Source organism: Xanthomonas sp. CFBP 7698 (genome assembly GCF_003600855.1).
Lineage (GTDB): Bacteria > Pseudomonadota > Gammaproteobacteria > Xanthomonadales > Xanthomonadaceae > Xanthomonas > Xanthomonas cannabis.
The window spans coordinates 1,744,020-1,768,144 of the sequence record NZ_PRDN01000001.1; the positions used below are offsets into that span (position 1 = coordinate 1,744,020).

Sequence of the window (24,125 nt, forward strand, 5' to 3'; positions counted from 1 at the left end):
GGGGACCCGCGAAGCAGCCGATCCGTCGTTGTCGCCGTCTCGGTGACCTGCGTGCCGTCGCCGCTGTTTCATCACGTTGTGCAGCGTGTCGAGCCGGCGCGCTGTTGACGCTTGCCACGGCCGCCCTCGCCTCATGCTCAAGCCTGTTGCGTTGCTCACTCCGCGCCCGTCACCGCCGCGCGACCCCGCTCTTCCCGATTGGCTGCTTGCCAGCAAGCTGGAGCCGCCTTCGCCGCACACGGGCGCGGTGATGCGCGAGGCATTGCTGAGGGCACTGGATCAGGGCCAGATGCGTCCGTTGACCCTGCTGCTGGCCCCGCCTGGGTTCGGCAAGACCACGGTGCTGGCGCAATGGCATGCGCAGCTGCGCGCGCGTGATGCGGCGTCGGTGGCCTGGCTGTCGCTGGACGAAGCCGATGCCGATGCCGCGCGCTTTGTGGGTCATCTCGCCCTGGCGCTGCAGGGTGCAGGCGCCGACGCCGCGCTGTGCACCAGCGTGATGCACCACTGCGAGCAGGACCCGCGCGATGCGGTCGCGGTGCTGATTCGCGCCCTGCGCGCGGCACCGCGGCGCATCAGCGTGATCGTCGACGACTACGACCGGCTTGGAGGCGGTCTGGTCGATGAGCTGGTGCTGCGCCTGGTGGAACACAGCGGCGGGCGCCTGCATCTGTTGCTTGCCACCCGTCGCGTGCCGGCGCTGCCGCTGGCGCGGCTGGAATTGCAGGCACAGCTCGGTCGCATCGGCAGCGCGCAACTGGCACTGGACACCGACGAAGCACGCACGCTGCTGGGGCCGCAGGTCGCGGCGCCGGTGGTGGAGACCCTGCTGCACTACACCGAAGGTTGGCCGGTAGCGCTGCATCTGGCGCGGCTGTGGCTGGAGGGCGATGCACAACGTCAGCAGGAAGTGACCGCACGCTTCTCCGGGCGCAGCACGCAGATTGCCGCGTATCTGGCCGAGCAGGTGGTCAACGACCTGGATGCACCAACGCGCGACCTACTGTTGCGTACCAGCCTGCTGGAACGCCTCAACGCCTCGCTGGCCGATGCGCTGCGCCAGCGCGACGACAGTGGCCGGCTGCTCGCCCGGCTGGAGCATTTCCACGGCCTGCTGGTGCCGCTGGATGGCGAACGCGAATGGTTCCGCTATCACCCCTTGTTTGCCGACTTCCTGCAGCAATTGCTCGATCGCGAACACCCTGGCCAGGCCGTCCAGCTGCATCAGCGTGCAGCCCGCTGGTTTGGCGACCATCAGCACCTGGCCGACGCGGTACGACACGCCGCGCATGGCCAGTGCGGCGATCTGGCGGCCAGCTACATCGCGCGCGCCGGCACCTGGCAGTTGCTGCTGACGCACGGCCTGCACGAGGTGCGTGCATTGCTGCGCCACTTCGACCACCGCACCATCCGCGAGACGCCGGCGCTCAACCTCACCCAGGCGCATCTGCACATCAAGCTGGGCGAGTTCAGCCACGCGCGCCTGTTGCTGGAACGCTTCCGCGATTTCCCTGCGGCCCTGCGCGAACCGCTGCAGCGCGACTACACCGTGGTGGTGGCCGTGCTGCGCGACCGCCTGGACGAAATCTGCGGCAACCCCCATGGCCTGACCCAGATCGCGGCACAGGCGCGCGCACTGGACGAGGACGACCAGCTTGGCCGCGGCATGCTGCTCTGCATCTGCGCCACCACCGCCATCGCCCAGAGCGCGTTTGCAGTGGCAGAACGCTACGCACTGACGGCACGCGAGGCAATGCAGCGCGGCGGCAGCGATGCGGGCGCCGGCCAGGCGCTGCTGGCGCTGGGCCAGAGTTTTTTCTACCGCGGGCAGCTCGGCGACGCCGAGGCATGCTACCGGCAAGCGCTGCACGGGTGCGCGCACACGCCACAGCCGGACCGCGTGCTGGAGGCGGCCGGCCAGTGCCTGCTCGCGCAGCTGCATTACGAGCGTGGCCACCACGACGACGCGGCGGACCTGCTGCATCCGGCACTGGAAACGCTCGAGCAACACGATGCCGGCGTGGATGTGCTGGCAGCCGCGTACGACACCGCATTGGGACTGGAGCGCGTGCGCGACCATAGCGGACGCAGCGCCCTGGCGGTGCTCGACCATATCGAGCAGATCGCCCACGGGCGCAAGCTGATGCGGCTGTCCGAGCTGGCATCTGCGTGGCGCTTGATGCTGCTGCTGGAACATCCCGGCAACGCGGCCATCGATGTGCTGATCGCGCGCACCGGCGGCGAATCCTCGCTGGCACACACATTGCGCGCGGCGCACCGGTGGCGCGATCGCGCGGCGATGGGGTTCGCACTGGCACGCTGGCACCGCCTGGCCGGACGCAGCAGCGCAGCGCTGGTCATCCTCGGCCAGATCGAGCAGGCCTGCCTGAGCAACGACAACCTGTGCCATCTCGCGCGCACCCGCGCCCGCATCGCGCTGGTGCTGCAGCAACGCGGCGAACTGCTCGCCGCCCTACCCCACCTGTACAGCGCCCTGGACCACGTGGCGCTGACGCAGAGCTGGCAGGCGATCGTCGAACTCGGCCTGCCCGCCAAGGCGATGCTGCGCTCGCTCCGGCAGCACGACCCGCACACCGTGGGCGGCACCACGCGTGCCTTGACCATCCAGGCCCTGCTCGAACGCCTTAGCGGCGACGACGATCCTTCCAGCGACGTGTTCAGCGAGCGCGAGCTGGAAGTGCTGGCGCAACTGGCGCGTGGCTATTCCAACAAGCAGATCGCCCGCCACCTGCACCTGTCGGAAAACACGGTCAAATTCCATCTCAAGAATCTGTACCGCAAGCTCGATGCACGCAGCCGCGAAGGCGCATTGGCGCAGGCGCTGCAGCGCGGCGTGTTACGCAGCGGGGACGTCCAGCACGCAACGGACGCAGCGCCACCGTGAGGGGCGTGCACGTCATGGTGCCTGCCTGGCGCGCCTGACATGGCGGGAACGGCGCGCGACCACGTAGCGATGCAGCAGCGTCGTTCACACGATGCCGGAGGCAGCCAACCGATGCACCGCGCCACAGGGACCGGCCCGGTGGCGCGCCGCGGTCATCCGAAGCTCAGCGTGCCCTTCATCATGGCCCAGTGCCCGGGAAACGAGCAGAAGAACGTGTACGCGCCGCCCTTGGTCAATGCGCTGGTGGGAAAGCTGACGGTGGTGCTGTCGCCGCCGCCGATGACTTTGGTATGCGCGATCACGCGCGCATCGGCCTTGGGCAGGTAGCTGTCGGCAATGGTGGAGCGCACGCCGGCGTTGGCAACCGCCTGGAAATCGGCGGACTTGGTCAGCACCCAGTTGTGGCCCATCACCGTGGCGGCCATCTTGCCGGAGTGCTTGAGCGTCAGGTCCACCTGCGTGCAGTCGGGCGCCAGCTTGATGGCGCTCTGGTCGAACTTCATCTGGTCGTTGCCGGTGATGGTCACCGCACATGTCCGGGCCCAGGCCGAAGGTGCCATCAGCACCAGGCCGAGCACGGCAATCGTCGAAAACAGCTTCAAGGCACACTCCTGCGATAAGAAATACGCGATGCATCCAACCCCACCGACGCTCGCGCTGCGCCGGCCTTACCAGGGTACTGCCTGGCCGCGATCTACAGAACCTCGCCTGCAGCTCGCGTGCGCGTAGCGAGCACGGGCAGCGAGCAGATGCCACCGGGGCATCGCGTGTTGCAGATCGCGCCTGCCACCGCGCACACCATGCCAGCGCGCAATCCCTGCCTCAGGCGTAATGGAAACACCCATCCAGTGACGCATGCGCCGCGACCTGCGGCACCGGCAAGGGGCCGCGCTTGCCGGCCATCACCTGCACGAAGGCCTGCTTGAAGCGTGCCATCTCCGCCTCGGTACCCACCGTGATCCGCGACCAAGTGGGCCACACCGGCCAGCTGCGGCCGATGAAGACCCCATGCGTTGCCATGTCGTCCTTGAAGCCTGCGGCCGGCCGCTTCACATCGACCATGAAGCAATTGCTCTCCGATGCCGTGCAGGCATAGCCCTGCCGGACCAGGAAATCGATGACATCCTGCCGGGTGGCCGCGGTGCGTGCACGCCGCTGCGGCACCAGCGCCGGATCGCGCAGGCTGGCCAGGCCTGCGGCCGCTGCGGTCACCGGCAGGCTGTTGACGCTGTAGAACATCAGTTTGGCCAGCAGCTCCGGGCGTGCGGCCGCGTACCCCAAGCGGATGCCGGCCATGCCGTAGAGCTTGGAGAAGGTGCGCAGCACCACCACGTCCTCGCCGGCAGCGACCATGTCGACCACGCTGCGCGTGCTCTGTGCGAAGTGGATGTAGGCCTCGTCCACCACCAGCACGCTGCCCTTGGGCTTGTGCGCGAGCGCATAGTCCAGGTCCTTGCGCGCAGTCACCGAGCCGGTGGGATTGTTGGGGTTGCAGATGTAGATCACGCCTGCGTTGGGGTCGGCCGCGCACATGGCCTGCACGTCGTGCGAAAAATCCTTGCGCAACGGCACCTTGATCAGCCGCGCACCATTGCGGGTTGCCGCGCGCCAGCCCGATTCATAGGTTGGGTCGGCGGTGACCAACGCCGCACTCGGCGAAGTGAAGGCCAGCATCGTGTAGTCCAGCGGTTCGGTGGAGCCGGCGTAGGCCATCAAGTGGTCGACCGGCAGCGTGAGTTCCGCGGCCAGGGTATTCATCAGTTCCATTTGCACATCGCGCAAATAACGCCCGCCTTGCGGTGCGATCTGCGCGATGGCCTTCACTGCGGCCGCCGACGGTCCGTCGGGGAACTCGTTGGAGCCGATCATTACCGGTGCCAGCGTGTTGGCCGCGGTCGGTGCAACGGCGACGGAACGTTCGGCGGCACTGGCCAGTAGCGGCACCGTGCCGGCACCCGCAGCACCGGCGAACAGGGCCGAGTCCCGCAGGAACATGCGGCGCGACATATCAGGTTTCATCACAACCTCCAGCAAGGCGCCGATAACGGCTCAGGGACGTACGGCGACCACTTCGATCTCCACGCGGTACAGCGGGTTGCCCAACGCCGCGATCTGGAACGCCGAGCGCGCCGGCAGGTTGGGCTGTTCCTTGGTGCCGAAGAACTGGCGATACCCTTCCATGAAACCGTTGAAGTCCATCTTGCCGCCCAGCGCGGGGTCGCCGACCAGAAAGACCTGCATCTTCACCACATCACCCATGCCCAACCCGATCGCGGCCAGCTGTTGCTTGATCTGGTTCAACACGCTCACCGTCTGCGCCTTGGTGTCGCCATATGCGGCAGCGGAGTCCTTGGGCGCACTGGCATCCACCACTGCCGGCACCTTGCCGCTGACGTACACCGTGGCCTTGCCGGCGGGGATTTCCACCGCCGCGGCAATGGGGAAATCGCTGTTGGGAATCTTGTGGCGAATCACCTCGGCCGCGTCGGCGGCGGCAACGCCCGCAGAACAGATGAGGGTGGCGATGAGGGCGCGTGCGATGGGACGGTACATGGCAACTCCTTGGCAGGGAAAGATCAATGGCGTAGCAGCTTCACGTCGTCGGCGGTGACACGTTCGCTGTGATCGTTGCCGAAATGGGTGCGCACATAGCTCACCACTTCGGCCACCTGGCGATCGTCGAGCATGTCACCGAAGCCGGGCATGCCGGCGTGGCCGTCGAGCACCATCATGGTCACATAGGGGCCGGCCGCCAGCTTGGGGTTGGCGGCAAGCGCGGGATACTCGCCCGCACCTTGCGCACCGTGCCCGGCAGGCATGTGGCAGCCCTGGCAGATGGCCTGGTACACCTCCTGTCCCGATGCCTTGGCAAAGCCCTGCTGCGGAAACAGCTGGGTGGCATCGGAACTTTGCGCCCGCGCATCGCGCAGGCCCGACGGCAACAGCAACGCGCCGATGACCAGCGCGACGGCGGCGACCAGCGTGCGTGGCAACAGGCTCATGCGCGGCCTCCTGCGGCAAGCACCCTGCGATGCAGACGGCCGACGACATCGTGCGCAGACAGGATCGCGCCCTCCTGCCAGGCCGGGATGTACGACACGTGCTCGCCGGCCAGCGCCAGGCGCCCGTCGATCTGGCATAGCGGTTCGTAATGCTCGGCGCGCGCCTGCTCGGTCCACATGCCGAAGCAGCCATGCGTGAACGGCACGCGGTGCCAACCGACGGCGATGCCGTTTTCGAACTCACGTGGATACTGCGGATGCAGCTGCGTACCGTATTCCACCGCCTTGCGCACGCGCTGCTCCGGCGTCATCGAGGTGAACTGGTAGGCATCCAATCCCCAGACATAAGCACCGAGCAATACACCTTTGCCGGGGCTGTGATAGCCGGTGCTTGGGTAACTGATCAGGGTGATCGGCAGATCGGTGTAGCTGATGCCGCCGTAGATCGCTTCGTCCTCTTCCCAGAAACGGCGTTTGAATTGCAGCCCCACCTTGACCGATGCCGCGTACGGCACCTTGCCGATCGCGGTGGTCATCGCGTCGCTGGCGGTCACCGGAATGCGGCTGAGTACCGACAACGGAATCGTGCAGATGCACCACTCTGCGCTGGCGATACGTTCTTCGCCGCCATGCGCCGCATCCTGCCAGGACACGCGCACGCCGCTGCCGTCCTGGTCGATCCTGGTGACCTTGGCGTTGTAGGTGATGGCATCGCCAAGCTGACGCGCGAACGCCTTGCCGATCTGGTCCATGCCGCCCACCGGCTGGAACATGGTGGTCTGCATTTCGTAGTTGTTGCCGGCCGCCAGCGTGGTCCACAGGCGCGAGCGCAGCACGTCCTGCACGCTGAAGGGGTCGGAGAACTCCGGTTTGCCCGACAGACCGCCACCGGGATACCGCGCAAAGCCGCGCCGCTCGCTGCTGTCCTTGCCTTTGACGTAGCCAAACTTCTGATCGAGCGCGCCCCAGGTGCGCAGCGATTCCAGCAGCAGTTCCTGATCCTCGCGGCTGACGGCCGTGTCCAGGGCGTGCTGCTGCGTGCACTTGGCCAGCAACTCCGAGACATGGCCCTTGTAATCGGCATCGATGGCGCGAAAGCGCTGCGGTTTGCCGCCGAAGCCTTTTTCGCTATGCAACAGCGCGTTGTAATTGACTTGGTTGAAGGCTTCCAATGCCACCCCGAACTGCTTGCAGTAACTCAACACCGCCTTGTGGTGATGCGGAATGCGCCACGGCCCCGGGTTGAGATACAGCCCGTCGTCGAACTGGCAGTGCTGGGCGGCACCGCCCAGCTCGGTGTAGCGGTCGCCGCCACGCAGGGTCCAGTTACGCCCGCCGGGCCGGCCGTTGTATTCCAGCACCTGCACGCGGTAGCCGGCCTTGCGCAACTCGAAGGCGGCGCTCATGCCCGCAAGACCGGCGCCCAGGATCAACACCGATGCGCCCTTGGGGTCGCCATCCAGCTGCAATGGCCCTTTGAAATTGGATTCGGCCGCCATGCCCAGGCTGCTCATCGCCTGGTACATCATGGCGCCGCCGGCGGTCATGCCGATGCGCGCCAGCAATTGCCGCCGCGTCATCGCCCCAGAGTAATTGCCTTGCGTCACTGCATAGTCCCCTGCATGTCATGGACAAACGCACGCGACCGGCCGCACGGCCGGTCGCGGCTGTGTTTCAAAACCGGTAGGACAGGCTGGCGAACAACTGGCGTGGCGCGATCAGCTGATACGAGCCGGAGCTTTCATTGGGAAACACCGCACCGATCGCATCGTCCTTGTCGAACAGGTTGTAGACCGACAACTGCAACCTGCCGCCTGCCAGGAATCCCCCGTCGCCGCCCTGATAGCCCACGCTGCCGTTGACGATGAAGGTGGCATCCACCTGATCGGTGTTGAGCGTGTCGCCGTAGCGCTTGCCGGTGTATTTGGTATCGAGGTTGGCGAAGAAGCGCTCGCCTTCCCAGCCACCGTTGACGCTGAACATCACCTTCGGTGCGTCGGGCACATCGTTGCCCTTAACTTGTACCAGATTGCCGCTGACCGGGCCGAAATAGTCGTCCTGGAATTCGGACCTGTTCCAGGTCAACGATGCACCCAACCGCCAGCCTGGCGCCGGCTTCCACATGCCCGACAGTTCCGCGCCATAGGTCTGCACGTCGCCGACATTGGCGTACACCGTGGGAGCCACCACCAGCGGGTCCGGGTCGGTCAGCGCGATGATGCGGTTTTCGTAGTCGATCTTGTAGGCGGCCAGATAGCCGCTCCATTGCGTGGATTCGGCGCGGATGCCGATATCGATATTGGTGGACTCCTCCGGGGCGATGTCCGGATTGAACGCGCCGGAGGTCAGCGCCAGGCGCGGTGCCGAGCTGAAGTTTTCGGCGTAGTTGGCAAACACCTGCACACCATCGGCCAGCTGGAAACTTGCACCCACCTGCGGCTGGAACCAGTCGCTGTTCTTGATGGTCACATTGCGCCGCACACCGATATTGAAATCGTCCAGGTTGGCGATGCCGTTGTAGTCGCGTTTGACATCCAGGCCCTTGGCACCGAACTCCATCGTCAAGCGGTCGTCGAGCAGGCGCAGCGTGTCCTTGATGTAGAGCTGCTTCACCTCGGTGGAGAAGTGGTTGTCGTAGTAGATGACGATCGGCAGCGCGCCCTTGAGCAGCGCGCCAGTGGCCGGGTCCAGGTTGTACAGCGGACGCACCTGATCGAAGTCGTAGTTTTCGTACCACGCGCCGACTTCGAGCTTGTTGTGCTCGGTCTCCCACGACACCGCCGTGGTCACGCCGTAGCGATCGCCACCCATGATTTCTTCGCGCCGCGTCATCGCACCGACGCGAGTGACAGTGCCGTTGGCATCGACGATCTGCGGGTCGTTGATGGCGATGTCGGTACGCCCCGGCGTGCCGGCGATGGCATCGTTGTACAAGCCGGTGGCCGTGCTCGGCGGTGTGCCGCCGACGCCGTAACCATGCTTGTTTTCGTAATAGCCGGTGAAGGTGAAGCCGATCGCATCGTTGAACAGGAAATCGCCGTGCAGGCTGAGCAGCGAATCGCGCCGGCCGTTCTGCCATTCGCTGTAATGCTCGGCGTCTACTTCCGGGTTGCCGGTGATGCGTTCGTGCAGGTCCCACGCCACCGACCCGTCGGAGTTGTACGACTGCACGTCGTAGTCCTTGCGGTTGTTGTAGATCCAGCCGAGCGTCAGGGTGCCCGCGTCCCAGGCCTGGCGAATCTTGGCTTCGAAGTGATCGCTCTTTTGCGTGGCCGGTTCCATGTCCCACACCCCGCCCTGCGTGCGCGAGGCGGAGAGATACGCGCTGGGGCCGCCTTCCCACCAATCCGGCGTATCCAGGCGCACGAAGCTGCGCACCAGATCGTCCGAACCGATGGTCTGGGTGAGATTGCCGCTCCAGCTGTCGCCGCCCTTCGGCGGCAGGCTGGTGTAGCGGATCGCACCACCGAGTGCGTGATACGACGGCTGGGTGACATCGCCCGAGCCGGCCGACACCGTGACGTCGAGCAGGTTCTCGCTGGACACGTACCGGGTGATCGGCCCGCCTTCGCGGGTGTCGAAGGTCTCGATCGGAATGCCGTCGAGCGTCACGCCGATCTGATTGGCGGAGAACCCGCGGATGGTCATTGAGTCGCCAAACTCGTATAGCCCGAATGGGTCGGTGGTCTGCACATTCACGCCGGGCAAGCTGGCCAGCAGTTGCTGCGGTGCCACGCCCGGCACCTGTGCCTGGATCTCGGCAACCGAAATCGATGCGGTGGTCCGCGTGGAGCCGGTGCCCACCACGCTGACCGCATCCAGCGTGCGCGCATCCTGGGCGGCGGCTGGCAGGCTGTGTGCGCCGGCCAGCAACAAGGTCATCGACGCCAGCGTGTGGCGCGAGCGGGTGGTGCTGAGGATGGCGGCGACCGAGGCCGCCAGGTGATCGGTATTCAGGCACTTTCGCATGCAATCAAACCCCTGGAGACGTGTAGCGTGCTGAGTGACCGGGCGCTCCCCCGAGACCGGCTGACACCGCAAATGCGGCATGCATCGACCATAACCAGCACAGTTCCGCCGCAACCGCGGTGCGGAGGGTAGGGTTGGCGCAGGCGGGTAGGTTCCTGCCGGATTCAAGACTCTGAATACGTCTCGCGGCGACCTACCTGCGCGGTTTCGGGCATAACAGGTCTTGCGCGCTTGCCATGCCGCGACAGATCGACAACGCTGCGCAGCCACCGCACGAGTACATCTATGCCGCCCGCACCGCCGTCGCTGCTGTTGCTCGATTTCGATGGCGTGCTCGCGCACTACGCGCGGCCACGGCGCATGGCCGCGCTGGCGGCGGCGGCGGGCTGCACACCGCAGTGGGTGCACGAGGTGCTGTTCGTGCAGGGCCTGGAGCGCGCCTACGACGCCGGCACGATCGACACGCAGGCGTATCTGGCGCAGTTGAGCCAGGGGCTCGGGCACACGATCGATCGCGCCACCTGGCTCGCGGCCCGCGTCGCCGCCTGCCGCGCCGACCCATCGGTCGTGACGCAGGTGCTGGCGGTGTCGGCGACCACGGCGGTGGCGGTGCTCACCAACAACGGCCCGCTGATGATGGACGCGATCGAGCGGATCGTGCCGCCGCTGTTCCCGCTGTTGCAGGGCCGCGTGCTATGCAGCGGCGCACTTGGCGGCCGCAAACCAGATGTACAGGTGTATCAGCGTGCGCTTGCGCAGCTCGGCGAACGCGCCGAGCGCACGCTGTTTGTCGACGACCTGTTCGTCAACGTGCGCGGCGCACGCGCGGCCGGCCTGCACGCCGACACCGTGCGCGACGCCCGCGCCTTACGGCGGGTGTTGAAGCGGCACGGCGTGGGATAAGTGTCGGGAATCGGGAATCGGGAATCGGGAATCGGGAATCGGAAGCGTTGCAGACCGCAGCCAAGAGCGGTACTGCATGCAGCTCCGACAACCCAGCGCACGCCACCAGACAACACCGCGATGCCTTCAGCCCCTCTCGCCTCGGGAAAGGGGTTGGGGCGAGGGTACGAAGGACGACACCCAACTCGCAGCAGCGAGCTGAGCCCCCGCATTACGCCGGAACCTCAACATCAAATAAGCGACAGACCACGCAATCACGCCTGCCAGACTGCGCACGCTCACCCCAAGCCAAGCCCCATCATCCTGCACTTCGCAGGACGCAGGCATCCATCACGACTGCGCGACATACTCGGCAATCGCCAGCCGCAAACGCGCCAACCCCTCAGCCAGCTCGGCATCGGTCAGACTGAGTGCCGGCACAAAGCGCAGCACATCCGGTCCAGCCTGCAGCACCAGCAAGCCGTGCTTGGCGGCCAGATCCAGGATTGCCCCCGCCTGACCGGCATGCGCCGGTGCCAGCACCGCGCCCAGCATCAGGCCGCGTCCGCGGATCTGCGCAAACAGATCGAACTCGGCATTCAATGCCTCCAGCCCTGCGCGCAACGCCGCCGATTGGCGCTCCACGTTGGCTGCAATCTCCGGCGAGGCCAGCTTACGCAATGCCACCCGCGCTACCGCCGCGGCCAGCGGATTGCCGCCGAAGGTGGTGCCGTGCGCGCCGAACTGCATGGTCTGCGCTACCTTGGGACCGGCCAGCATCGCACCGATCGGAAAACCGCCGCCCAGCGCCTTGGCCAGCGTCACGATGTCCGGCGTCACCTGCTCCTGCCAATGCGCAAACAGCGTGCCGGTGCGGCCCATGCCGCATTGAATCTCGTCCAGCACCAGCAAGGCGTCGTGCTGATCGCACAGCGCGCGCGCACGGGCCAGGAAGCCCGGCGCGGCCGGCATCACCCCGCCCTCGCCCTGGATCGGCTCCACCATCACCGCCGCCACGTCGCCGCTCGCCATGGCCGCTTCCAGCGCCGCCACGTCGTTGAAGTCCACATAACGGAATCCACCCGGCAGCGGCTCATAGCCTTCCTGGTACTTGGGCTGCGCGGTGGCTGTCACCGAGGCCAGCGTGCGGCCATGGAAGCTGCCGCGGAAGGTCACGATGACGCGCCTGTCGGCCGGGCGCCCCTGGCTGCTGGCCCACTTGCGCACCAGCTTGATCGCCGCCTCGTTGGCCTCCGTGCCGGAATTGCACAGGAACACGTTTTCCGCAAAGCGCGAGGCGGTGACCAGTTCTTCGGCCAGACGTAGCGGCGGCGCGCTGTAGAAGATGTTGCTGGTGTGCCACAGCTTGCCGGCCTGCTCGGTGAGCGCGGCCACCAGGTCCGGATCGTTATGGCCCAGCCCGCTGACCGCAATGCCGGAGGACAGGTCCAGGTACTCGCGCCCCGCATCGTCCCACACGCGACTGCCCTGACCGCGCTCCAGCACCACCTGGCGCGGGCGATACACCGGCAGGTAGTAGTGCGCGAGGGACAGGGGCGAATCGGCAGCGGTGCTCATGATGGTGGGTCACAGACGCGGAAGGGAGACCGGCATTCTCGCGCATTCGCGCGGCTGCGGCACAATGCGCGCATGCGCCCCTTCTCCGATCCTCAGCTCACCCCCGCCACCGACGACGGCTGGCGCCGGCAGTGGTTCGACATCATCTACCGGCACGACACCCGCCCTTCGCGCAATTTCGACCTGTTGCTGGTCGCGGCCATCCTGGCCAGCGTGGTGGTGATCATGATCGACAGCGTGCCGCGCATCCATGCGCACTCGGCGCACTGGCTGGTCCCGCTGGAATGGGCGTTCACGGTGCTGTTCACCGTCGAATACGCGCTGCGTCTGTCGGTGGTGCGGCGCCCGCTGCATTACGCGCTCAGCATCTGGGGCGTGATCGACCTGCTCTCGATCCTGCCCAGCTATCTGTCGTTCTTCGTGCCCGGCGCACAGACGCTGCTGGTGGTGCGCGTGCTGCGCATCCTGCGGCTGTTCCGCATTCTCAAGCTCACCCGCTACATCCAGGAAAGCGGGCAATTGGTGGACGCGCTGTGGCGCAGCCGCCGCAAGGTGCTGGTCTTCCTGTTCAGCGTGCTCACCATCACCGTGATCGCCGGCGCCACGATGTATGTCATCGAAGGCCCGCAGCACGGCTTCACCAGCATCCCCACCAGCATGTACTGGGCCATCGTCACCATGGCCACTGTGGGCTTTGGCGACCTGGTGCCGCAGACCACGCTGGGCCGTTTCGTCACCTCGGCGCTGATCCTGATCGGCTACAGCATCATCGCCGTGCCCACTGGCATCTACACCGCCGAACTGGCCAGCACGCTGCGCGACGGTGGCCACACCGGCAAGCGCGATACGCGCAACTGCGCCCGTTGCGGGCTGGAAGGCCACACGGCGGACGCACGCTATTGCCGGCAATGCGCCGAGCCGCTGCCGGAGATCTCCAACGGCTAACGCGGTGCTGCGGACCTGGTGCGGCGAACGCAACTATTTCGCGGCCTTCCACAGCCCAAGGCCCCACCGAGTAGCGATGGATAGTTCGGATAGATCAGTCGTAGAGCGATGATCTGTCGCTTGGCTGCAGGGCCCTCGCCCGCTCACCATCGCAGGACACGCCGTGAATCCGTCCCTGGAGGCTCTGGCGCGGCATCCGTGCCGCTCAAGGTCCCGCGACGGTGAGCGGGCGAGGACCATCGACGATGGTCGTTGTGCCGGTGCAAGCAGAGCATGACCTGCGTGTTCGTATAAAGCGCCACCACTTAGACGCACCACTCAGTTGTTCAAGACAATCCAAGAATGAGCAGGCTTCCAATGAAGCCACCTTGAATCTTACTGGTGCGGTGCCCTCGCCGCTTGCGGGACCCTTGGCGGCATGGATGCCGCCAAGGAGCCTCCATGGACGGATTCACGGCGTGTCCCGCAAGCGGTGAGGGCACCGCGCACTCGACCGACTAGGTTTTTAACTCCATCTAAATCAGGCTACTCGAAATAGCCGTGCCTTTGAAACTTGCTACTCACCTGATCGATCCGATCCACAACGCGGCAGCGAAAGCGCACAGCCTCAGTGCGACATGCGATTACTCATGTCGATCAGATCGTTGTAACTGGCCAGCACTGCCTGGCGCGTGCCGCCCGGTGGGAGCGAGCCGCTTTCCAGCAGCATCTGCTCGCTCTTGTTCAATGGTGTCTTGGTCCGGATACGCTCGACCAACCGCCCCGACTCGCGCGCCAGCTTGTCGGCAGAGCGTTCCATGTGGCCCCACATCGCATCGCCCTGGCCGACCTTGGCCTTCTGCGCCTCTTCCAGAATGCTTTGATAGCGCGCGAGCTGGGACTGCGCTGCGGCAAGATCCGGCGTGTCGTTGTCCAGCACCTGCACCAGCTGCTTGCCCTCGCCGATAATCTTCAAGTGATACCAGGACGCGCTGCGGCCTTCCTCTTTTTCGATCGTATCGATCTGGGCCTGACGCCGCGTGTCTTCGTTATGTTCAAGCGCGGCGTTCATGGCCTCGCCGGCTTCGAAGAATGCGTGATAGGCCTGCATCAGCGGCGCGTGCAGCGCCTTCATGCCCTTGCCGTCATCGCGCAGATAATCCTCCCGGTCGTAGTAGCGCACCGCTTCCCCGATACGGTCGTTGAGCGTGGTGAAGCGTTCTTGATAGGTCTTGGCCACCGGGTCGAGCTCGGGGTTGGCCGGCGTTTGCGCCAACGCCGCGGTCATCGGCGCGCCGCATTCGTCCACGTGATGCGACAGCACCGTGCCCGGGGCCCGGATACCGCGTTCCTTGCCGGTCGGACCCGCCTCGGGGTCCTGCATCCAGCCGATATATTGCTGGTAGCTCTCATGGATCGGCTGCTCGACGCCGTTGAAACACGCGATGTAGGCATTGATCTTGTCGGCGCCCTCCACCGCAGCGGCAGGTGCGTTTTTCTGGCAGCCGGCAAACAGCGCGGCAAAAGCGATCGCTGCGGTGAGTGGCACATAACGAAGTTGGTGGATCATCTTGTGTTCCATTGATGGTTGAAGAAGAAGGCCGCCGCGGCGTGCGGCCGAAAGGTATCTGGCGCAGCCGATCGCCCGGCACATGTGTGATGGCTGAGGCAGCACTGACTATTGACGATTGCTTTCGGACACCAGCGCGTTGTAGGTGTCGAGCAACTTGCGCGACGAGCCTTCGGGCGCCATCAGGGGGTTATCCAGCCAGCCCTGCTCCATCTTGCTATACGGCGTTTTTTCGACCACGCGTTTCACCCGCGCCTTGGCTTGCCTGCGGAAGTTTTCCGCGGCGGTTTCGAAGCTGTTCCAGCTCAGTTTGCCCGGCTCCTGGTTGGCCACCTGGGCGTGCGCCTCATCGCAGAGACGGTTGAAGCCGTCCAGCAGCGCGTTGGCACGTGGCACGTCGAACGACTCTTCTTCCAGCGCATCGGCGATCTCCTTGGCGTCGAGCATCATCGCCAGACGGTAGTACGCGCGCGTACGGCCCCCGCCCTGCTCCAGGGTTCTGAGTTTTTCGCGCTGCACCGCGTCGTTTTGCAGGTCCAGTTCGGCACTGAAGGCGGTACTGGCATCGGCGTAGGCGGACAGCGCCTCCATCAGCTGCGGGTGCAGCTGTTTGCCCTTGGCGAACTGGTCGTCTTCGTAGTCCTGGCGCGTGTAGTAATCGGCCAGCGCGTGACTGATCGGCTGCAGTGCCTTCAGGGCCGCACGATAGTCGCCTGCTGCCTTGTCCAATGCCGGTAGCACCGGTGTCACCCCAGCGGCCGCGCGGACCGGTGCGTCGCACTGCTTCATGTCGTGATCGTCGATATCGTACGGACCGGTCATGCCGGACTCTCCACCGGTCGGACCGGCGAACGGGTCCTGCATCCAGCCGGTGTAATACCTGGCGCCGGCGTGGACCTTTGCGTTGACGCCGTTGAAGCAGTCGATGTAAGCGGCAAGCTTGGCAGTCACGCCCTGCACGGAATCCGCCTGTCTTTCAGACGTTTTGGCACCGGCAAGTTCGGCACCAGTTGCAGGCTGCTGCGGCTTGCCGCCACACGCGGCCGCCAGGACAGATGCCGCCAGGACGAGCACACGGAACTTCGGAGACACGCGCGACACATCCTTGTTGGAAACGTTTTCAGCCGGGCACCATAGCAAACCCTGCCGTGAACCTCGTGTGCTCGCTTCAGGTGGTATGCGAGGCTGCCGGATCTGCACGGCGCGACCGCTGGTCGAACGCACCCACACGCTAAAATCGCGGTACCTGCGTGCGCCGCTTCCCGTTCGCGCTCCGCAGCCCGCCAACGACGCGGGCAGTGATGTTCGCTGCACTCAATCCAGAAACAGATCCGGCAACAACGCATGCGACGGGTCGACCGCGTAACTGCTCAGGTCGGTGATGCCGGCCTGGGCCAGGACGTCGTCGTCGATCAGGAACTGGCCATGGAATCCGGCCGCCTCGCGCGTCAGCACCGCATGCGCCGCATCGGCCACGATCTCCGGGCGACGGCAGGCCGCGGCATCCACGCCGGGCAGCATGTTGATCGCATCGGTGGCGATCACCGTGCGCGGCCACAACGCATTGACCGCCACGCCTTGCGGGCCGAACTCGGCGGCCAGCCCCAGCGTGACCAGGCTCATGCCCATCTTCGCCAACGTGTAGCCGGTATGTGCACCCCACCACACCGGATTCAATGAAGGTGGCGGCGCGAGGGTGAGGATGTGCGGATTGGATGACCGCAACAGATGCGGCAGGCAGGCTTGCGCGCACACAAAACTGCCCCGCGCATTGACCTGCTGCATCAGGTCGAAGCGCTTCATCGGCGTCTCCAGGACGCCGCGCAACCAGATCGCGCTGGCGTTGTTGACCAGGATGTCGATCCCGCCAAACGTCTCCACGGTTGCAGCAACGGCGGCCTGCACCTGCGCGTCGTCGCGGATATCGCATTTGAGCGCAAGCGCCTGCCCACCTGCCGCAGTCACCGCCGCGGCCGCGCTATGGATGGTGCCGGGCAATTTGGGATTGGCCACCGCCAATTTGGCCGCGATCGCCACATTAGCCCCATCGCGCGCCGCGCGCAGTGCAATCGCCAAGCCAATCCCGCGCGAGGCGCCGGTGATGAAGAGGGTTTTGCCTTTTAAGGTCATGGGATTGGGGAATCGGGATTAGGGATTCGTCAGAGCTTACAGCCGGTGACCGGCGCCGAATCGGAACGCGTCATGTGCAGCTGCTGGATTCAACCGACCAGCCACCAGCCCTGCACCATCCGCCTTTACGAATCCCAAATCCCGAACAACCAATCCCCGCCCCTCAGGGCTTCGGCCCCTGCCCCTCGTTGTCTTCCCAGTGCAACACGCGACGGGTCACGAAGCGGTAGACCGGTTTGCCGGTAGCGAACCAAAGTTCGCGCACCCAGGAGGTACGCTTGAGCACGCGACGTTCCACCGGCGTGATCGAGGCCGGGCAGTACATGCGCTTGTGCTTGAGCAGATGGCGCAGATCCTCGCGTGCAAGCAGGCGCATCCAGCGCGCGCGCGGGTTGCCGCGCACGGCCAGCTGGAAATCGATCACCGCCGGGCTGCCGTCGTCCTGTACCAGCCAGTTGGCTTCCTTGGCGAGATCGTTGTGGGCAACACCACGCCGATGCAACTGCTGCAGCAACCGGCGCGCACTGTGGAAATAGGCCAGGTCGCCACGCGGCGGACGCTGGTACATGGCATCGCCCGCCAGATAGCTGCGGTCCAGATGACGCCCGTCCCAGTGCAGCAACCGTGGCGTGCGCGGCAGCCCGTCCAGCTGGCGCAAGGCCAGCGCTTCGCGACGCGCCAGCCACCAGGCCACACCGCGCAACAGCCGCGGCGCCACGCTCAGGTCGCGCCGTACGAATACCCGACCGGCGTCGCGGATCAACAGGATGCGTCCGAACGTATCGGACTTCAGTGGCAGATTGCCGGTGCGGTCGTCACTCATCCCCCATTGTAGGCGGGCACCGTGCACCGCCATACCGCCCCGGGCGTGCCTGCAGGTGGCACCGGCAGGCGCCGGCGCCTGGATGCAACCTCAGGTGAAGCGGACAGCCGGATGTGAGCACCGCGCAAGTCAGCCGTCGCCGTGCCCACCTATAATTCGGGGATGAACTCATGGATCGACGCCACGCTGGAGTGGATCGGACACCACCCCACCTTGGCTGGCGTGGTGATCTTTGCCATCGCATTCTGTGATGCGGTGATCGTGCTCGGCGCCATCGTGCCCGCGCTGCCCCTGCTGTTCGCCATCGGCGTGCTGATCGGGCTTGGCCAGATCAACGGACCGTATGCGGTGGTCTGCGCCACGCTGGGCGCGTTCGTCGGCGATGCGCTGAGCTTCTGGGTAGGCCACCGCTGGGGCCATCAACTGCATACCTACTGGCCGTTTCGCCGCTATCCGCAATTGCTGGAACGCGGCGAGTTGCTGTTCCGGCGCAACGCCTTCAAGAGCATCCTGATCGCCCGCTACGTCGGTGCGGTGCGGCCGTTCGTGCCGGCCATTGCGGGCATGTCGCACATGCCGTTCAAGCGCTACCTGGTTGCCAGCGGCCTTGCCTGCGTGTCGTGGGCCTTGCTGTTTCTGGTCCCGGGCTGGGTGCTGGGAACCGCCTACGACGCGGTGGCGGCCGTGGCCGGGCGCTTGTTCGTGGTCGTCACATTGCTGGCCGCGGTCATCGGCCTGGCCTGGGCGGTGGTGTTGTATTCGTATCGCTGGTCGGCAGGCCATCTGGATGCCTTGCTTGCACGCTTGCTGGAGTGGTCGCACCGGCACCCCGTGCTGGGCAACTGGTCGGTCAGCGTGTTCGACCCGCGCCGTCGCGAGTCGGTGCCGCTGGCGATGATGGCGCTGATGCTGCTGCTGCTGGGCTGGGGCTGGTTTGTGTTGCTGATGGTGGTGCTGGCGCATGGCGAACCGCTGCGCGTGGACCTGGCCGTGCACGACCTGATGCTGGCGCTGCGCAACCCGCTGGCCGACTACCCGATGGTGGCGCTGGCCTCGCTGGGCGACTGGCAGGTGCTGCTGCCGGCGATTGTCGCGGCCATGGGCTATCTGGCCTGGCGCCAGCGCTGGATGGCAGTGACGCACTGGGTGATCGCGCTGGCCTTCGGTCTGGCACTGACCCAGCTGCTGGGCGCCACCGTGCAGGTGGTGCGCCCGCCGGCAGCCAGCAGCGGCTTCGGGTTTCCGTCGGTAGCGGTGACCATGGCCACCATTGGTTTCGGCTTCTTCGCGCTGCTGATCGCGCGCGAGCTGCCCGGGCGTCGTCGGGTATGGCCGTACCTGGTCAGCGGCGCCATCGTTTCGCTGATCGGCTTTGCGCGCCTGTACCTGGGCGCGCACTGGCTCAGCGACGTGGTCGGCGGCATGTTGTTCGGTATCTTCTGGCTGCTGGTGCTCGGTATCGCCTACCGCCGCCGCGCCACGCGCGCGTTCTGGGTCAAACCGGTGTCGTGGATCTTTTACGGCGTGTTCGTGAGCTGCGCGATCTTCTTTGCGCCGCGCAATCTCGAGACCAAGCTGGCCAAGTTCGAACCGCCGCCGCCGTTGCTGATGGATCTGCCCGCCAGCGATTGGTGGAACGGCCAATGGCGCCTGCTGCCGGCGCGACGCAACGAGTTCGACGACGACCAGCGTTGGCCGCTGGACGTGCAAGTCGCCGGGCCGCTCGCACCGCTGCAGCGCCAGCTGGAATCGCGCGGTTGGCGGGCCCAACCGCAGGCGGGTTGGGAACAGGCGCTGCATCTGCTCGATGCCAGCGGTCGCCCGGACGAAGTGCCGATCCTGCCGGCCACGCTGGATACCCAGGTCGAAGCCTTGCTGATGGTGCGCCACGCGGCGCCCGGGCACGTGCATGTGCTGCGCCTTTGGCCCGCGGCCGCGCGCCTGCAGCCCGGTGCACAACCGCTATGGGTCGGCAGCACGCAGACCTTGCGCTACAGCCGCCACTTCAGCCTGATCGGCCTGTGGTATCCGCTGCGTGGCGTGGACCCGGCCCTGAGCGCGTTGCGCGATGCACTGAGCCCGCTGCCGCATCGCGTCGAACAGCGTCGACGCTCCAAGTTCCCGGTGATCCTGATAGACAGCACCTCGGGCAATGCGGTACGTGGCGAGGACAGAAACAACCCTGCAGCGCAGGCAGAAATCACTGCGTCCAGGCCGGCGGCATCAGGACCGCCACAGCGCGGTGATCGATCGGGCAGCAATCGCTAGCGGGCTGCATTCGCGCAGCCCGCTTGAAAAGAGCTGGCAGCACTACCTCTTGAAGGCTGTCTCGGTGGCGGTCATGTCCTGGCGTCGCCCAGATGCAGCTGAACTTTCAGGGTGAAAGGCGCTGGTCGCTGGTTGAGATCCATGCACACCGACCATCTCGACTGGTCCTTGGCCTGCAGCCAAGTCGCAGCATCGAGGGCGCGGCGCCCTCACCGCTCGCGGGACACGCCGTGAATCCGTCCATGGAGGCTCGATGGCGGCATCCATGCCGCCAACGGTCCCGCAATCGGTGAGGACACCACGCCAGACAGTTGGCTGGTGGTTTTGTTGAAAAGCAAACACACCGCGTCGCCAGCTTGCCAGTCGCTGTTGAGATCCATGCAGACCGACCAACTCTACTGGTCCTTGCCCGCCCACCGTCGCAGGACCCTTGGCGGCATGGATGCCGCCAAGGAGCTACATGGATGTACTTGCGGCGTGTCCTGCGATGGTGGGCGGGCAAGGGCCCTGCAGCAAAGGCGCAGATGATCCGCTCTCTGCCTGATCCACCAGTATTGAGCAATCAGGCAGCGACGACTGCATCGTGCGTGTCGCGAGCGCTTGGCGATCTTCACGTCTAGTCGAGGGCGCGGTGCCCCCACCGCACCAGACAGTTGGCCGGCGGTCTTGTCGAAGAGCAAAGACACCGCATCGCCAGCTTGCTAATCGTTGGTTGAGATCCATCCAGAGCCACCATTTCGACTGGCCCTGCAGCCAAGCAACAGATCCGGCGCGCTACAACCGTCCGCACCACCTGTTGAGGCAACAGGCCAATGCGCCTCAGCGCCGTTCGGACGATCCCGTTGGGCAAGCGCGAACACTCACCACAACACGCCATCCACCGGCTGCATCGGCTCCGGCGCCTGCTCGCCGATGGCCTGCAGCGCATCGATTTCAACCGTGCGGCACATGGTGTCCAACGGCAGATCGTGGATGGTGTTGGCAAATGGGTCGACCAGCTCGTCGCCGATCTTGAGTACGGCCAGGAACATCAGCCCGGCCACTGTCGATCCCACCGGCGTGGCGTACTGCAACGTCTCCACCAGACCGATCGGCAGCAGCACGCAGAAAAGCCGCGTAAACAGGTTGGGATAGAAGCGATATTGATACGGCAGCGGCGTATTTTTCAGGCGTTCCATCCCGCCCTGCGCATTGGCGATGTCCACCAGGATGCGCTCCACGCTGGCCTGCTGGATGCTGTCGATCCAGCCATCACGCCGCGCCTGCTCCACACTGCGCCCGGTGGTATCGAGCAGACCGTTGGCCACGTTGGTACGCGTGACTACCGCGGCCACTTCATCGGCGTCCAGGCGCGGCTCCAGGGCCATCGCAACCGGCAGGCGACGCAGCTGGCAGCGCAATGCGTTGACATAGGCGATCTGTCGCAGCGCAATCGTGCGCCCCAGCGCTGCAGCTTCCGGCGCGGACAGGATGCTCACACTCAGACGCACCAGGTTGCGCGATGCGTTGATCATCTGGCCCCACAGCACCCGCCCTTCCCACCAGCGTTGATAGGTGGAATTGGCGCGAAAGCCCAGGAACAACGCCAACGCCGAACCGAAGATGGTCAACGGCAGGGCGGGCGCCCGGAATGGCAGCACGTAATAGATGATCGTGATCAATACGTCCCAGACGAACAAGACGGCCAGGGTCCGCCAGACCTGGTTGAACACATCCGCCACACGCGGTTTGACATCGATGATCAAGGCTCACTCCGTGGATCGATAGCGCGTGCCGCGATGACGCGCATCCGGTGCGTGGATGCCATCACTAGCGCACTCAAGCGCGGCGATTGTGCCGTTGCAGCGGTGCAAGCGCGGTGAGGGAAGCACGCGCGCAGGCGCATGGCTCGCTTACGGCATCCAGTCCAGTAATTGGTCCAGGCGCCGATGCGGATCGTCCTGCTGCAACAGCGACAGACGTTGTTGTTCGGTCAACGGCAACAACTCGGCCAGCCGCCACCCCACCCACGCAGACTGATCCAGCAGGCCCGGGCCCACCGATGCGAATTCGCCACCGACCTGCTCGAGCATGCGCTCCAGCACGGTTGCCAACAGGCCATGCTCGGGGCGCAATTCGTCGTCGGGATCGGGCTCGCACCAGCTCACCTCGCCCACCACCAGACCGTTGTCGCGGATACGCGAGCGCTGTACATGAAAGCGCCGCGTGCCACGCAGCCGCAGCACCAGCACTCCATCGGCCCCGACATCGAAATCCTCGATGCGCACCTTGGTGCCAAATGCGGCCGGCGTCGCCGGTGCCCCGACTTCGTTGCCATCCAGAATCAGGCACACACCGAAACTGGTACCGTTGCGCCCGCATTCGCGCACCAGATCCAGGTAGCGGCGTTCGAACACGCGCAGCCCCATCGCAGCGCCGGGCAACAGCACGTTGTGCAGCGGAAACAGCGGCAGGGCGCTGGTTTCGGCACTGGCGGTGACCGGTGCCATCAGGACAACTGCGCCAGAAAACGACGCGGCGCACCATCGAACCCGCCGTTGGACATGAACACCACGTGGTCCCCCGGCTGCGCAATGTGGCCGAGCGTCTGCAGCAATGCGTCCACATCGTGCGCCACGCGTGCATCGCCACGCACCTGCGCGATGATCGGCGCCGCATCCCAGGGCAACTCGGGCCGATGCAGGAACACCACCGCATCTGCGTCGTGCAACGACGGCGCCAACGCCTGCGCGTGCGCGCCCAGCCGCATCGAGTTGCTGCGCGGCTCCATCGCCACCAGCACGCGCGCCGCACCCACTTTCGCGCGCAGTCCCTGCAAGGTGGTCGCAATGGCGGTGGGATGATGTGCAAAGTCATCGTAGACAGTGATGTCGCGCGCCCGGCCCAGCACTTCCAGCCGCCGCTTGACGCTCTGAAAACGTGCCAGCGCCGGCATCACCGTCGCCGGATCCACGCCCACCGCATGCACGGCCGCCAGGGCAGCCAGGCCGTTGAGTACGTTGTGCCGGCCCACCAGCGGCCAGCGCACCTGGCCGATCTCCACGCCACGATGCAGTACCGCAAACACGCTGCCATCGGCTTCGATCAGGCGTGCACTCCACTCGAGCGTTGCGTCGAACCCGAAGCGTTCCACCGGCGTCCAGCAGCCCATCGCCAACACCTCGGCCAGGCGCGCGTCCTCGCCGTTGACGATCAGACGGCCACGCGCCGGTACCGTGCGCACCAGATGATGGAACTGGCGCTGGATCGCCGCCACGTCAGGAAAAATGTCCGCGTGGTCGTATTCCAGGTTGTTGAGGATCGCCACCAGCGGCCGGTAGTGCACGAACTTGCTGCGCTTGTCGAAGAACGCGGTGTCGTACTCGTCGGCTTCCACCACGAATTCGCGCCCCTGGCCCAGCCGTGCCGACACGCCGAAATCTTCGGCCACCCCACCGATCAGAAAGCCCGGCGCACGCCCGGCCGCCTCCAGCAGGTAGCTCAGGATGGTGGTGGTGGTGGTCTTGCCATGGGTGCCGGCGACCGCAAGCGTGTCGCGGCCCGGCAGCACCCGCTCGGCCAGCCACTGCGCACCGGAGGTGTAGCGGCGGCCGGCATCCAGCACCGCTTCCACAGCCGGATTGCCACGCGACAGCGCATTGCCGATCACCACATCGGTGGCGTCCGGCGAGATGTTGGAGGGCGCGTACCCCTGCGTCAGCGCGATGCCCAGCGTTTCCAGCTGGGTGGACATCGGCGGATAGATGGCCTGGTCGCTGCCTTCCACCTGCCAGCCCAGCTCACGTGCCAGGGCGGCCACACCGCCCATGAAAGTCCCGGCGATGCCGAGGATGTGGAGTTTGGTCATGCCGTACATTGTCGCCGATCGCCGGAGTTGCGGGACATTCCAGTCCGCGCCACCTCCAGCCGTCAGGAAACCCCTACCGTACTGTCGGGAATTTCCCGATATGCGAACTGCGTCACATCCATCACTATGCTGAACGCCAGTCGCAGCACCCTTTGGTCCTACTCCCCAAGAGGCCAAATCCCCAGGGAGCTCATGCTGTCGGGGCTCTGAGCAAGCCCATTACTGGC

General features: G+C 65.6%; 18 protein-coding genes. 4 read left to right on the forward strand and 14 right to left on the reverse strand.

Annotated features, from left to right (window positions below; all coding sequences use genetic code 11):
• Positions 1-133: 133 nt before the first annotated feature.
• The gene (locus tag XnspCFBP7698_RS07355; RefSeq protein ID WP_104581666.1) at positions 134-2,905 is read left to right on the forward strand and encodes a LuxR C-terminal-related transcriptional regulator; all 2,772 of its coding nucleotides are present in this window, start codon (positions 134-136) and stop codon (positions 2,903-2,905) included.
• 152 nt (positions 2,906-3,057) lie between these two features.
• On the opposite strand, the gene azu is transcribed toward XnspCFBP7698_RS07355, so the two are convergent.
• The 6 genes from azu to XnspCFBP7698_RS07385 all read right to left on the reverse strand — a co-directional run bounded on the left by azu (position 3,058) and on the right by XnspCFBP7698_RS07385 (position 9,864).
• Positions 3,058-3,507 (reverse strand): azurin, encoded by a 450-nt coding sequence (gene azu, locus XnspCFBP7698_RS07360; protein WP_047696891.1) that lies wholly within the window; start codon positions 3,505-3,507, stop codon positions 3,058-3,060.
• 220 nt (positions 3,508-3,727) lie between these two features.
• Positions 3,728-4,924 (reverse strand): pyridoxal phosphate-dependent aminotransferase, encoded by a 1,197-nt coding sequence (locus tag XnspCFBP7698_RS07365; RefSeq protein ID WP_104581665.1) that lies wholly within the window; start codon positions 4,922-4,924, stop codon positions 3,728-3,730.
• A 30-nt stretch (positions 4,925-4,954) separates the two neighbouring features.
• Entirely contained in the window at positions 4,955-5,458 is a 504-nt protein-coding gene (locus XnspCFBP7698_RS07370; protein ID WP_047696895.1) for a RidA family protein, read from the reverse strand.
• A gap of 23 nt (positions 5,459-5,481) precedes the next feature.
• The gene (locus XnspCFBP7698_RS07375) at positions 5,482-5,907 is read right to left on the reverse strand and encodes a cytochrome c (RefSeq protein ID WP_104581664.1); all 426 of its coding nucleotides are present in this window, start codon (positions 5,905-5,907) and stop codon (positions 5,482-5,484) included.
• Positions 5,904-7,487 (reverse strand): flavin monoamine oxidase family protein, encoded by a 1,584-nt coding sequence (locus XnspCFBP7698_RS07380; protein ID WP_104581663.1) that lies wholly within the window; start codon positions 7,485-7,487, stop codon positions 5,904-5,906. The genes XnspCFBP7698_RS07375 and XnspCFBP7698_RS07380 overlap by 4 nt, the downstream gene beginning before the upstream one ends.
• A gap of 94 nt (positions 7,488-7,581) precedes the next feature.
• Positions 7,582-9,864 (reverse strand): TonB-dependent receptor, encoded by a 2,283-nt coding sequence (locus tag XnspCFBP7698_RS07385; RefSeq protein ID WP_199680112.1) that lies wholly within the window; start codon positions 9,862-9,864, stop codon positions 7,582-7,584.
• 297 nt (positions 9,865-10,161) lie between these two features.
• Between XnspCFBP7698_RS07385 and XnspCFBP7698_RS07390 the strand changes: the two genes are divergently transcribed.
• Positions 10,162-10,779, forward strand: a complete 618-nt coding sequence (locus XnspCFBP7698_RS07390) for an HAD-IA family hydrolase (RefSeq protein WP_104581661.1) — start codon at positions 10,162-10,164, stop codon at positions 10,777-10,779.
• Positions 10,780-11,109: 330 nt separating this feature from the next.
• Here XnspCFBP7698_RS07390 and XnspCFBP7698_RS07395 read toward each other — a convergent pair whose 3' ends face one another.
• Positions 11,110-12,336, reverse strand: coding sequence for an acetylornithine transaminase (locus XnspCFBP7698_RS07395; RefSeq protein WP_104581660.1), 1,227 nt, complete (start codon positions 12,334-12,336; stop codon positions 11,110-11,112).
• 72 nt (positions 12,337-12,408) lie between these two features.
• On the opposite strand from XnspCFBP7698_RS07395, the gene XnspCFBP7698_RS07400 reads away from it, so the two are divergent.
• Positions 12,409-13,281 carry an ion transporter gene (locus tag XnspCFBP7698_RS07400; protein WP_104581659.1) on the forward strand — a complete coding sequence of 291 codons (873 nt, stop codon included), beginning with the start codon at positions 12,409-12,411 and terminating at the stop codon, positions 13,279-13,281.
• 607 nt (positions 13,282-13,888) lie between these two features.
• Here the strand turns inward: XnspCFBP7698_RS07400 and XnspCFBP7698_RS07410 are convergent.
• The 4 genes from XnspCFBP7698_RS07410 to XnspCFBP7698_RS07425 all read right to left on the reverse strand — a co-directional run bounded on the left by XnspCFBP7698_RS07410 (position 13,889) and on the right by XnspCFBP7698_RS07425 (position 17,783).
• A complete protein-coding gene (locus XnspCFBP7698_RS07410; RefSeq protein ID WP_104581657.1) occupies positions 13,889-14,842 on the reverse strand; it encodes a YiiG family protein in 954 nt (317 codons plus the stop codon).
• Between the two features lie 96 nt (positions 14,843-14,938).
• Positions 14,939-15,781: a YiiG family protein gene (locus XnspCFBP7698_RS07415; RefSeq protein ID WP_233548933.1), complete on the reverse strand. Its 843-nt coding sequence runs from the start codon at positions 15,779-15,781 to the stop codon at positions 14,939-14,941.
• Positions 15,782-16,144: 363 nt separating this feature from the next.
• Positions 16,145-16,960, reverse strand: a complete 816-nt coding sequence (locus XnspCFBP7698_RS07420) for an NAD(P)-dependent oxidoreductase (RefSeq protein WP_104581656.1) — start codon at positions 16,958-16,960, stop codon at positions 16,145-16,147.
• A 163-nt stretch (positions 16,961-17,123) separates the two neighbouring features.
• Positions 17,124-17,783 carry a serine/threonine-protein kinase gene (locus tag XnspCFBP7698_RS07425; RefSeq protein WP_047696911.1) on the reverse strand — a complete coding sequence of 220 codons (660 nt, stop codon included), beginning with the start codon at positions 17,781-17,783 and terminating at the stop codon, positions 17,124-17,126.
• 162 nt (positions 17,784-17,945) lie between these two features.
• On the opposite strand from XnspCFBP7698_RS07425, the gene XnspCFBP7698_RS07430 reads away from it, so the two are divergent.
• Positions 17,946-20,051, forward strand: a complete 2,106-nt coding sequence (locus XnspCFBP7698_RS07430; RefSeq protein WP_104581655.1) for a bifunctional DedA family/phosphatase PAP2 family protein — start codon at positions 17,946-17,948, stop codon at positions 20,049-20,051.
• Positions 20,052-20,911: 860 nt separating this feature from the next.
• Here the strand turns inward: XnspCFBP7698_RS07430 and XnspCFBP7698_RS07440 are convergent.
• From XnspCFBP7698_RS07440 to mpl, 3 genes are all read right to left on the reverse strand, one after another.
• The gene (locus XnspCFBP7698_RS07440) at positions 20,912-21,796 is read right to left on the reverse strand and encodes a bestrophin family ion channel (RefSeq protein WP_047696914.1); all 885 of its coding nucleotides are present in this window, start codon (positions 21,794-21,796) and stop codon (positions 20,912-20,914) included.
• A 147-nt stretch (positions 21,797-21,943) separates the two neighbouring features.
• The gene (locus XnspCFBP7698_RS07445) at positions 21,944-22,540 is read right to left on the reverse strand and encodes an LON peptidase substrate-binding domain-containing protein (RefSeq protein ID WP_104581367.1); all 597 of its coding nucleotides are present in this window, start codon (positions 22,538-22,540) and stop codon (positions 21,944-21,946) included.
• Complete coding sequence (mpl, locus tag XnspCFBP7698_RS07450) at positions 22,540-23,907, reverse strand: UDP-N-acetylmuramate:L-alanyl-gamma-D-glutamyl-meso-diaminopimelate ligase (protein ID WP_199680071.1); 1,368 nt, start codon at positions 23,905-23,907, stop codon at positions 22,540-22,542. Before mpl ends, XnspCFBP7698_RS07445 begins: the two co-directional genes overlap by 1 nt.
• Positions 23,908-24,125: the final 218 nt, after the last annotated feature.